Source organism: Nonomuraea sp. NPDC050643 (assembly GCF_040654715.1).
In the GTDB taxonomy this organism is placed as follows: domain Bacteria; phylum Actinomycetota; class Actinomycetes; order Streptosporangiales; family Streptosporangiaceae; genus Nonomuraea.
Genome location: NZ_JBFAIM010000140.1, coordinates 1 through 10881, shown reverse-complemented (window position 1 = coordinate 10881; position 10881 = coordinate 1). Strand labels below are relative to the sequence as shown.

The window sequence follows — 10881 nt, the reverse complement described above, 5'->3', positions numbered from 1 at the left end:
CCGGCTCGTCGCCGCGCTGGCCGCCGCGGTGGTCGTGCTCCTGCTCGCCACGGCGGGCCTGGTGTTCATGAACGTGAACGCCGGCGACGCGAGCGAACGCGCCCGAGCCGAACGCGACCTCGCGCTCGGCCACCGGCTGCTCGCCACCGGCGAGACCCTCGCGCTCACCGACCCGCGACTCGCCAGACTGCTCGCGATCGCCGCCACCCGCCTCATGCCGTCCTCCGCGGAGGCGCGGGCCGCCGTCCGGGCGGCGGTCGCGCGGCCGCAGCTCGCCGTGCTGGGCGGATTCCCCGGCGAGGTGCGGTCCGTCGCCTTCAGCCCCGACGGCGCGATCCTCGCCGCCACCGGTCACGGCGAGCCGCTGCGGCTGTGGGACACGGCCCGGCTCGCGCCCGTCACCTGGCCCGTCACTCGGTCCGGGGCCGGCGACCGGACCGGCGGCATGTCGGTGGCCTACAGCCACGACGGCGGCCGGCTCGCCATGGCGGACGCCGCCGGGCGGGTCACGGTCTGGGACACGGCCACCCGCGAGCACTGGACCGGAGGCGAGCGCACCCCGTCCACCCGCCGCTGGACGGCGTTCAGCCCCGACGGGACGTTGCTGGTCACGGCGGCCGGCACCGGTGGCGCGTCCCGGTTGTGGGACGCCGCCTCCGGCGCGCCCCTGGCCGACCTGCACTCGTCCGAGGGCGAACCCGGGCCCGTCGTGTTCAGCCCCGACGGAGCCCTCATCGCCGCCGCCTACCCCGGCGGCCCGATCCGTACGTTCGAGGTCGCGACGGGACGGCTGACGGGCGACCCGATCGAACCGGCCGCCGGGACCGTCGCCCCCGAGCCTCCCGAGGAGGTCGCCGCCCTCGCGTTCAGCCCCGACGGCGCCCTCCTGGCCGGCACCACCGGCAGCGAGCGCATCCAGCTCTGGGACGTCGCCACCCGGCGGCCCGCGCGCCGCCCGCTCACCGGCCACACGGGCCTGATCACCTCGGCGGCCTTCAGCCCGGACGGCGGCGTGCTGGCCACCGGGAGTCAGGACCGCACGATCAGGCTCTGGGACGTCCGCACCGGCCGGGCGCTCGGCGAGCCGCTGGCCGGGCACACGCAGGCGGTCAACGCCGTCGCCTTCAGCCCTGACGGCACCCTGCTGGCCAGCGCGGGCGCCGACCTGACCGTACGCCTCTGGCAGGTCCCCAGGGGCACCCGCCGCCTGCTCACCCTGCCGGGCCCCGGCGAGACCGGCGAGGTCCCGGCCGACCGGGCCGCCACGGCGCGCTGGTACGAGCGGCCCGACACCACCCGCGCCGTGCTGAGCGCGGACGCGGCCCGCCTCGTGGTCCAGCCGTACACCCCCGGCCACGCCGGCGCCGGCCGCCTGTGGTCGTGGGACGTGACGTCGGTCCGCCGCCTCGGCGAGCGGCTGGCGATCCGGCCCGGCGCGCTGGTGGACGGCCTGGCCCTGAGCCCGGACGGCCGCTCACTGGCGGCCTCCGGCGTCGACGACGCGGCCGACGGCCGGACCACCACCCTCCTCAGCGATCCTGATGGCGGTCCCGGTGGTGTTCGTGGCCGTCCTCTCGCCTACAACCGGGACGGCACCCTCCTGGCCACCGTGACGGGTTCCCCGCCGGCCGTTCGGCTCTGGACCCTGCCCGGCGGCACCCCCACGGGCAACCCCCTGCCCACCGGCCCGGCCGAGGTGACGGCCGCCGCCTTCAGCGCCGGCGGCGCCTTCCTCGCCGCCGGGACCGCCGACGGCTCGCTGATCGTCTGGGACGTGGCGACCGGCCGCCGTCGCGGCGCGCCGACCGGCCACGCCGAGCGCGTCACCTCCCTGGCCTTCGCCCCCACCGGAGCCCTGCTCCTGTCCGGATCCGCCGACCGGACCGCCCGCCTCTGGGACGCGGCCTCCGCCCGCCCCCACGGGGCCCCGCTCACCGGCCACACGAAACCGGTCCACGCCGTGGCGTTCGGCCCGGACGGCACGGCGATCGCCACCGGGAGCGACGACCGTACCGTCCGCCTGTGGGACACCGCCACGGGCCGGGCTCTGGGACCGCCGCTCGCCGGGCACGGCGGCGGCGTCAGGGCGCTGGCGTTCACCGGGGACGGCAGGCGGCTGGTGGCCGTGGCCGCCGACCTCCCCCAGGTCACCGGCGACGCCTACGCCGTGTGGGACTGGGACACGACCGCGCTCGCCGCCGACCCCACCGCCGTCGCCTGCGCCCAGGCGGCCCGCGATCTCACCCGGCGGGAATGGGCGTGGTACGTCCCCGGCCTTCCGTTCCGTGGGGTCTGCCGCTGAGAGCCGGCCCGGGAAACGTCCGGGAAACATCACCTTGACAATCCGGGCGCGCGGCGGTGACAGTGAAGGGCATCTGACTACGTAGTCAGACGCGAGGAGCCACCCTGATGTCCGAGCCCAGGCGCAGGCCGCCCGGAAGCGTCGACGTCGCCCGCCAGGCGGGCGTATCGCAGAAGACCGTGTCCCGGGTGATGAACGGCGAGCAGTACGTCAGCGCGGAGGTCCGCGAGCGCGTGCTGCGGGCCGCCCGCGAGCTCGGCTACCGGCGCAACACCGCCGCCCGCGCGCTCAACCTGGGCCGCTTCCACCGCATCGGCGTCGCCTCACTGGGCAGTTCCCTCTACGGCCCGGCCTCCATGCTCGTCGAGCTCGAACGGGGCGCCCGCGAGATCGGCTACGCGCTCAGCGTCGTCAACACCCCCGAAGGCGAGGCCGGCCACGTCATGGCCGCCGTCGAATCCCTGCTCGACCAGGGCGTGGACGGCATCGTGCTGTCGGAGCCCATAGACGAGGGGCAACCGCTGCGCATCGACCCCGACGTGCCCGTGCTCAGCTTCAGCCAGGTCCCCGGTGTGGCCGGGCCGCGCGTGGTGATCGGCGGCGCCTCCGGCGTCGACTCCGGCCGCCTGGCCACCGAGCACCTGCTGGAGCTCGGGCACCGCACCGTCTGGCACGTCGCCGGCCCCGGCCGCTGGTTCACCGCCCGCGACCGGCTGCGCGGCTGGCAGGAGGCGCTGGCCGCCGCCGGCGCCGCCGAGCCGCCGCCGCTCTCGGGCGACTGGACGCCCGCCTCCGGCTACGCGGCGGGCCGCGTCCTGGCCGCCGACCCCGAGGTCACGGCGGTGTTCGTGGCCAACGACGACATGGCGATCGGCCTGCTGCGCGCGATGGCGGAGGCCGGCCGGCCGGTGCCGCAGGAGGTGAGCGTCGTGGGCATGGACGACATCCCGTCGGCCGCCTACCTGTCGCCGCCGCTGACCACCGTCCGCCAGGACTTCGAGGCGATCGCCGCCCACGGCCTCGCCCTGCTGGTCGACGAGATCGAGAACCTCTCGGGCACCGCCGTCCGCGACGACCCGCCGGCGCGGCTCATCGTGCGTCAGTCCACCGCATCCCCCAAGGAGTAAGCCATGACCATGCCACGTACCCGGTGGCTCGCCTCGGGCGCCGCCGCCGTCCTGTTCCTCGCGGGCTGCGGTGGAGGAGGCGGGGAGAGCGCCCCGGCCGAGCCCGCGGCCTCCGTCGGCCAGGCCGACGTCGACAAGGCCCTGCAGACCCCCACCGAGCTCACCTTCTGGACCTGGGTCCCGGAGATCGAGAAGGAGGTGGCGCTGTTCGAGAAGAAATACCCGGCGATCAACGTCAACGTGGTCAACGCCGGTCAGGGCGAACCCCAGTACACCAAGCTGCGCACCGCGCTGAAGGCCGGCAGCGGCGCGCCGGACGTCGTGCAGATCGAGTTCCAGTACATCCCGACCTTCACCATCACCGGGAGCCTGCTCGACCTGCGGCCCTACGGCGCCGGCGCGCTCAAGGACAAGTTCGTCGACTGGACCTGGAGCCAGGTCACCGGGCGGAACGGCGAGGTGTGGGGCATCCCGCAGGACACCGGGCCCATGGGCATGCTCTACCGCAAGGACATCTTCGACAAGCACGGCATCGAACCGCCCCGGACGTGGGAGGAGTTCGCGGCGGCCGCCCGCAAGCTGCACGCCGCCGACCCCGGCGTCTACCTGACGAACCTGGCCTCCAACCAGAACGGCGCCTGGATGGGCCTGCTGTGGCAGGCCGGCGGGAAGCCGTTCCAGATGGCGAGTTCCGATCAGATCGATGTTAGCGTTAACGACGAGGTCTCCAAGAAGCTGGGCACGTTCTGGGGCGGGCTCGTCAAGGAGGGCGTCGTCTCGACCGACCCCGACTTCACCGACCAGTGGTACCAAGGGCTCAACAGGGGCAAGTACGCCACCTGGCTGACCGCCGCCTGGGGCCCGGTGTTCCTGTCGGCCAACGCCAAGGACACCAGCGGCAAGTGGCGGGCCGCGCCGCTGCCGCAGTGGGCCGCCGGGGAGAACAAGGCCGGCAACTGGGGCGGCTCCACCAGCGCCGTGATCAAGAGTACGAAGAACCCGATCGCCGCCGCCAAGCTCGCCGAGTTCCTCAACACCGACCCCGAGTCGACGACGATGATGGCGAACGAGCAGTTCCTGTTCCCGCCGACCAAGGCGCTGCTGTCGGACAAGGCGTTCGTCGACGGCAAGCCCGAGTTCTACGGCGGCCAGACCGTCAACCAGGTCTTCGCCGAGATCAGCGACACCGTGGCCAAGGACTTCACCTGGCCCCCGTTCCTCGACCAGACGGTCAACGACTGGGACGAGACCGTGGGCAAGTCCCTGGCGGACAAGAGCGACCCGGCCGCCGCGCTCGACCAGTGGCAGCAGCGGATCACCACGTACGCCGAGAGCCAGGGCTTCAAGGTCGCCAAGTGAACCGGAAGAGGGCCAGGGCCGGCTACGTCTTCGTGGCGCCCTTCATGATCGTGTTCGTGGCGATGCTGGTGGTGCCGCTCGCGTACGCCGCCTATCTGAGCCTGTTCAAGGAGCAGCTCATCGGCGGCACCACGTTCGTCGGCCTGGACAACTACGTGCGGGCGCTCACCGACGAGCGGCTGCTCGGCGGCGTGGTCCGGGTGGGGGAGTTCTTCCTCATCCAGGTGCCGCTGATGCTGCTGCTCGGCCTGTTCTTCGCGCTGGCGCTGGACAGCGGCATGCTGTGGCTGTCGCGCTTCATCCGGCTGGGCATCTTCGTCCCGTACGCGGTGCCCAGCGTGGTGGCGGCGCTGATGTGGGGCTACCTGTACGGCCCCGAGTTCGGCCCCATCGCCCAGCTCGCCGGCACGCTCGGCCTGCCCGGCCCCAACCTGCTCGGCGGCGACCTCATGCTCGGCTCCCTGGCGAACATCGTCACCTGGGAGTTCGCCGGCTACAACATGATCATCCTGTACGCCGCGCTGCGCGCCGTCCCGTCCGAGCTGTACGAGGCCGCCGCCGTCGACGGAGCCGGAGCCTGGCGGACCGCCTGGAGCGTCAAGATCCCCGCCCTGCGCCCGGCGCTGCTCATGGCGCTCATCTTCTCGGTCATCGGCAGCTTCCAGCTCTTCAACGAGCCACAGCTCATGCAGCGCCTGGCCCCGAACGTCATCGACAGCGCCTACACCCCCAACCTGTACGCCTACTCCCTGGCCTTCACCAGCCAGGACCTCAACTACGCGGCGGCCGTGTCGTTCCTGCTCGGCCTGGTCATCGTCGTGGTCTCCTACACCGTCCAGCTCGCCCTCACCCGGAGAGGGACATGACCGCCGTCCAGCCCATCACCCGGCGGCCCGCCGCCCGCCGCAGCCCCCTGCTGACCCTGGGCATGCTGGCGTTCCTCATCTACTTCCTGCTGCCGCTGTTCTGGCTGGTGGTGGCCTCGACGAAGACCACCGGCGACCTGTTCTCCAGCTTCGGGCTGTGGTTCGCCGACGACTTCGCGCTGGCCGGCAACGTACGGCGGGTGTTCACCGCCCAGGACGGCGTCTACGGGCAGTGGCTGCTCAACACCGCGATCTACTCCCTGGCCAGCGCGGGCGGCGCGGCGCTGCTGTGCGCGCTCGGCGGCTACGGGTTCGCCAAGTTCCCCTTCCGCGGCAACAGGCTGATGTTCGGCCTGGTGCTGGGCGCGATCATGGTGCCGAGCACGGCGCTGGCCATCCCCACGTACCTGATCTTCGCGCAGGTCGGGCTGGTCAACACGCCGTGGGCGATCATCCTGCCGTCGCTGGTCAACCCGTTCGGCCTCTACCTGATGCGGGTCTACGCCGAGGACGCGGTGCCGGACAGCCTGCTGGAGGCCGCCCGCATCGACGGCGCGGGCGAACTGCGCGTCTTCCGTCAGGTCGTGATGCGGCTGCTCGCGCCCGGCTTCGTCACCGTGCTGCTGTTCACGCTGGTGGCGACCTGGAACAACTACTTCCTGCCGCTGATCATGCTCAACAACCCGTCGCTCTACCCGGTCACCGTGGGCCTGGCCAACTGGGCCGGGCAGGCCACGGTCGCCGGCGGCGGGAGCGGCGACGTCATCCCGCTCGTCGTCACCGGCTCCCTGGTGTCGATCGTCCCGCTGGTCCTGGCCTTCCTCCTGCTGCAGCGCTACTGGCAGAGCGGCCTGACCACCGGCGGGGTCAAACAATGAAAGGATCTTCTGTGTCGCGTGTGCTGTTCGGTGCCGCCTACTACCCCGAATACCATCCCGCCGAGCTGCTGAAGACCGACCTCGACCTGATGGCCGAGGCCCGCTTCTCGGTGATCCGGGTGGGTGAGTCGGTGTGGTCCACCTGGGAGCCCGAGAACGGCCGGTTCGACCTCGACTGGCTGCGGCCCACCCTGGACGGGGCGCACGAGCGCGGCATCGGCGTCATCCTGGGCACACCGACGTACGCGGTGCCGCCGTGGCTGGCCCGGCTGCACCCGGAGATCGCGGGCGAGCGGGGCACGGGTGAGCGCATCGGCTGGGGCGCCCGTCAGGAGATGGACTTCACCCACCCGGCCTTCCTCTTCCACGCCGAGCGGATCATCCGCAAGGTCGTCGGCCACTACGCCGATCACCCGGGGATCATCGGCTACCAGGTCGACAACGAGCCCGGCCTGCACCTGCTGCACAACCACGGCGTCTTCCAGCGCTTCACCGACTGGCTGCGCGCCAGGTACGGCGACGTCGAGACGCTGAACGAGGAGTGGGGCCTGGTCTACTGGTCCCACCGCCTGTCGGACTGGGCCGACCTGTGGACGCCCGACGGCAACGCCCAGCCGCAGTACGAGCAGGCGTGGCGGCGCTTCCAGGCCGACCAGGTCACCGACTTCATCGCCTGGCAGGCCGGCATCGTCCGCGAGTACGCCAAGCCCGGCCGGTTCGTCACCACGTGCATCTCCTACGACCGCCCGGCCGTGGCGGACGAGGACCTGACGCGCCGGCTCGACGTCACCGCGGGCAACCCCTACTACGTCATGCAGGACGGCCTCGCCCTGCCGGCCGGGCAGGACGCCTCGCAGCACTGGATGACGCACGACACGTGGGCGTTCTACCTCATGGCCGACCGCATGTTCTCCTCCCGGCAGGAGCCGTTCCTCGTCACCGAGACCAACGCGCAGGCCATCGGCGGCTCCTGGCACAACTGGCCGGCCTACGACGGGCAGTGGCGGCAGGCCGCGTGGGCGCTCGTGTCGCGCGGGGCGAGCATGATCGAGTACTGGCAGTGGCGGACGCTGGTGTTCGGGGCCGAGACGTACTGGGGCGGCGTGCTGCCGCACAGCGGGCGGCCGGGACGCACGTACCGGGAGCTGGCCCGGATCGGCGCCGAGCTGGAGCGCGCGGCCGGCCTCGTCGCGGGCCTCACCCCCGACGCCGACGTCCTGATGATCTACTCCAACCCCAGCAAATGGGCGCTGACCGCCCAGCCCGCGCTCGGGGCGCCCGCCGGCGGGCCCGACCAGCGGTCCTACCAGGGCCTGTTCGACCCGTTCTACCGCAGCGCGTTCGACGCCGGGCTCCAGGTGCGCGTGCTGCACGCCGCGCAGGCGCTCGAGTCGGACCCGGCCGAGGTCGCGGCGCGGCAGCCGGTGCTGGTGGCCGCCGGGCTGTACATCGCCGACGACGCCACGCTGGAGTGGCTGCGGGCGTACGCGGCGGCGGGCGGCCACCTGGTGCTCGGGCCCCGCTCCTGCTACGCCGACCACGAGGCCCGCGCCCGGCGCGAGGTCCAGCCCGCCGGGCTCGCCGAGGCCGCCGGCGCCTGGTACGACGAGTTCAGCAACCTGGCCACCGACCTGCCCGTCACCGCGCCCGAGGGCTCGCCCCTGGCCGTGCCCGCCGCGGCGGCGGGCACCCGCTGGGCGGACGGGCTGCACGCCGAGGAGGCCGACGTGCTCGCCGGCTACGAGCACCCGCACCACGGCCGGTTCGCCGCCGTCACCACCCGGGCGCACGGCCGGGGCCGCATCACCTACGTCGGCACCGTCCCGAACGCGGCGCTGGGCGAGGCCCTGTTCCGCTGGCTGGCCCCGGACCCCGGCCCGTGGGCGCCGGCGCCGGCGGGCGTCACCTCGACCGGAGCCACGGCGGCGGACGGGCGGCGGGTGCGCTTCGTGCACAACTGGACGTGGAACGAGAGCACGGTCACGGCGCCCGTCCCCGTACGGGACGTCCTGGACGACACCCGCCACGCCGCCGGCGCGGAGCTGCGGCTCGGCCCGTGGGACGTGCGGGTGCTGGAGGAGACCGGCTGATCCACCACGGACAGGGCCCCTGCCAGAGGAGGCCCTGTCCGTCGGCTCAGCCCCACACCATCGCCGCGGTCTCCACCACGTGGGCCAGCTTGCGGCGCTGCTCGTCCACCGTGAGCAGGTTGCCCCGCGCGGTGGAGGCGAAGCCGCACTGCGGGCTGATCGCCAGGTTCTCCAGCGGCACGTACGTGGCGGCCTCGTCGATGCGGCGGCGCAGCTCGTCCTGCGGCTCCAGCCGGGGCACCTTGGAGGAGACCAGCCCGAGGACGACGGTCGTGCCGTGGGGGACGAAGCGCAGCGGCTCGAAGCCGCCCGCCCGCTCGGTGTCGTACTCCAGCAGGAACCGGTCCACCGGCACCTCGCCGAACAGCCGCTCGGCGACCGGCTCGTAGCCGCCCTGGGACATCCACGCGCTGCGGTTGTTGCCCCTGCAGATGTGCATGCCGACGGTGACCTCGGGGTTCATCCGCTTGGCCGCCCGGACCAGCTCGGCGTCGATCGAGACCGTCATGTCGAGCAGGCTCTCCGGGCCCGGCGCGTCGGGGCCCAGCAGGCGGCCGCGGAAGTCCGGGTCGATCACGAAGTTGTAGCTCAGCGAGTCGAGCTGGATCCAGCCCACGCCGCGCTCCAGGAGGCCCTCGATCTCCTTGATCCGCAGGGCGACCAGGTCGCGCAGCAGGTGGGCGGGCGTGGGATAGACCTCCCGGCTGAGGTCGGGACGCCACAGGAGGTTGCCCATCGACGAGCTCATCATGGTGATCTTGCACGGGCCGGGCGCGTGCCTGACCAGGAAGTCCGCCTCGATCGCCGTGAGGTTCGTCTTCTGGGTGAGCCGGCCGTTCGCGGCCACCATGTCGAAGGAGGTCTCCTCGGGTGCCACCTCCTCGCCGTCGTTCCTGAACCAGGCGGTGGAGGGCGGCTCCACGGGCACCACCCCGCCGAGCGACTCCAGCAGGCCGGCCATCCACGTGGCCCGGCGTACCTCGCCGTCGGTGAAGACCTCGATGCCGGCCTCGCGCTGGAGCCCGATCGCGGCCAGCGCCGCGTCGTCCTCCAGCTTCGCCAGCTCCTCGCCGCTCATCTCGCCGCGTTCGCGCGCCTGCCGGGCCTGCAGCAGCTCGGGCGGGCGCAGGAGGCTGCCGACGTGTTCGGCGTGGTGTGTCGCGGGCATGCTTCCTCCTCGGTGTGCGGGCATCTCGGAGTTTCAAGAGCCACTCTGCGCCGCCCGCCGGGCAGCGTCCACCCCCGCCTCACTCGTGGTGCAGCACCGCGGCGATCTGGAGCCGGGCCGCCGAGCGGGCCGGCGCGTACGCGCCCAGCACCGCGATCACCACGCCCGCCAGCGCGAGCGCCCCCAGCACCGGCCCGTCCCAGACCTCCATCATGAACGCCGGCAGCGTCACACCCGCGGCCTCGCCCATGGCCGGCACGATCAGGCGGTGCGCGGCCACGCCGACCGGGATGCCGAGCAGCCCGCCGGCCAGCCCCAGCGCCGCCATGGAGGTCACCATCATCACCGTGACCTGGCGCGGCGTCATCCCGATGGACTTCAGCACGCCGATGTCCCTGCGCCGCTCCCGGGCGTCGAGCACGACCGTGTTGAACACGCCCAGCGCCGAGATCGTGCCCAGCAGCAGGGTGAGCAGGCCCGCGGAGCCGATGACGGCCACCGCGGTCTCGTCGGTGGTGTTCTTGGCCACCGGGTAGAGGCCGGGGTCGGCCGCCCTGACCGCCGCGTGGTAGGTCTCGAGGTCGGTGCCCTCGGCCAGGCGCACCTCGTACTGGGTGGCCCTGGCGTCGGGGGTGAGCGCGGTCAGCGTGCCCCAGCCGGCCTGGACGAGGTCGGGGGAGCCGTCCATGGTCCGGCCGACGACGGTGGCCTCCGTACGGCCGCGGCCCAGGGAGAGGGAGAGCCGGTCGCCCACCGCCAGGCCGTACGTGTCCAGGAACCCCGACGGCGCCACCACCTCGCCGGGGCCCCTGAACCAGCGGCCCTCGACGACGATCTCGCCCAGCGTCGCCGAGTCCCCGCGCAGGAACCGGCCCATGATCGGCTGCGGGTGGCCCGTGACGTTCAGGTCGATCCAGGCGTCGGCGGTCACGTGGACGGTGCCGGGCAGGGCCCGCAGCAGCGCCTCGATCTCGGCGTCACCGTGCCGGGGCGGGGTCTGGCGCGTGCGGGCCTGGCCCGCGTGCACGATCGTGTGGACGTGGCCGGCGCGCTGCGCGGCCTGGCCGTACGCGGCCATCGTGCTCGACAAC

8 protein-coding genes are annotated in these 10881 nt (G+C 73.2%); 6 read left to right on the top strand and 2 right to left on the bottom strand.

Annotation, left to right across the window (positions count from 1 at the left end):
• From AB0I15_RS66170 to AB0I15_RS66145, 6 genes are all read left to right on the top strand, one after another.
• Positions 1-2302: WD40 repeat domain-containing protein (locus AB0I15_RS66170; protein ID WP_358120881.1), on the top strand; the 2302-nt coding region annotated here is incomplete at its 5' end.
• 107 nt (positions 2303-2409) lie between these two features.
• Complete coding sequence (locus AB0I15_RS66165; protein ID WP_358120878.1) at positions 2410-3429, top strand: LacI family DNA-binding transcriptional regulator; 1020 nt, start codon at positions 2410-2412, stop codon at positions 3427-3429.
• A 3-nt stretch (positions 3430-3432) separates the two neighbouring features.
• Positions 3433-4788, top strand: coding sequence for a sugar ABC transporter substrate-binding protein (locus AB0I15_RS66160; protein ID WP_358120876.1), 1356 nt, complete (start codon positions 3433-3435; stop codon positions 4786-4788).
• On the top strand, positions 4785-5654 hold the full coding sequence (locus AB0I15_RS66155; RefSeq protein ID WP_358120873.1) for a sugar ABC transporter permease: 870 nt from the start codon (positions 4785-4787) through the stop codon (positions 5652-5654). Before AB0I15_RS66160 ends, AB0I15_RS66155 begins: the two co-directional genes overlap by 4 nt.
• Positions 5651-6532: a carbohydrate ABC transporter permease gene (locus AB0I15_RS66150; protein WP_358120870.1), complete on the top strand. Its 882-nt coding sequence runs from the start codon at positions 5651-5653 to the stop codon at positions 6530-6532. Before AB0I15_RS66155 ends, AB0I15_RS66150 begins: the two co-directional genes overlap by 4 nt.
• A gap of 11 nt (positions 6533-6543) precedes the next feature.
• Positions 6544-8622, top strand: a complete 2079-nt coding sequence (locus tag AB0I15_RS66145; RefSeq protein ID WP_358120867.1) for a beta-galactosidase — start codon at positions 6544-6546, stop codon at positions 8620-8622.
• A 46-nt stretch (positions 8623-8668) separates the two neighbouring features.
• Here AB0I15_RS66145 and AB0I15_RS66140 read toward each other — a convergent pair whose 3' ends face one another.
• The gene (locus AB0I15_RS66140) at positions 8669-9790 is read right to left on the bottom strand and encodes a cobalamin-independent methionine synthase II family protein (RefSeq protein WP_358120864.1); all 1122 of its coding nucleotides are present in this window, start codon (positions 9788-9790) and stop codon (positions 8669-8671) included.
• Between the two features lie 79 nt (positions 9791-9869).
• A partial coding sequence (locus AB0I15_RS66135) for an ABC transporter permease (protein ID WP_358120861.1) occupies positions 9870-10881 on the bottom strand: 1012 nt, incomplete at its 5' end.

Bases quoted from the DNA above. Each gene is read 5' to 3' on its own strand.
- AB0I15_RS66165 (WP_358120878.1), top strand. From the start codon at position 2,410: ATGTCCGAGCCCAGGCGCAGGCCGCCCGGAAGCGTCGACGTCGCCCGC.
- AB0I15_RS66160 (WP_358120876.1), top strand. From the start codon at position 3,433: ATGACCATGCCACGTACCCGGTGGCTCGCCTCGGGCGCCGCCGCCGTC.
- AB0I15_RS66150 (WP_358120870.1), top strand. From the start codon at position 5,651: ATGACCGCCGTCCAGCCCATCACCCGGCGGCCCGCCGCCCGCCGCAGC.
- AB0I15_RS66140 (WP_358120864.1), bottom strand. From the start codon at position 9,790: ATGCCCGCGACACACCACGCCGAACACGTCGGCAGCCTCCTGCGCCCG.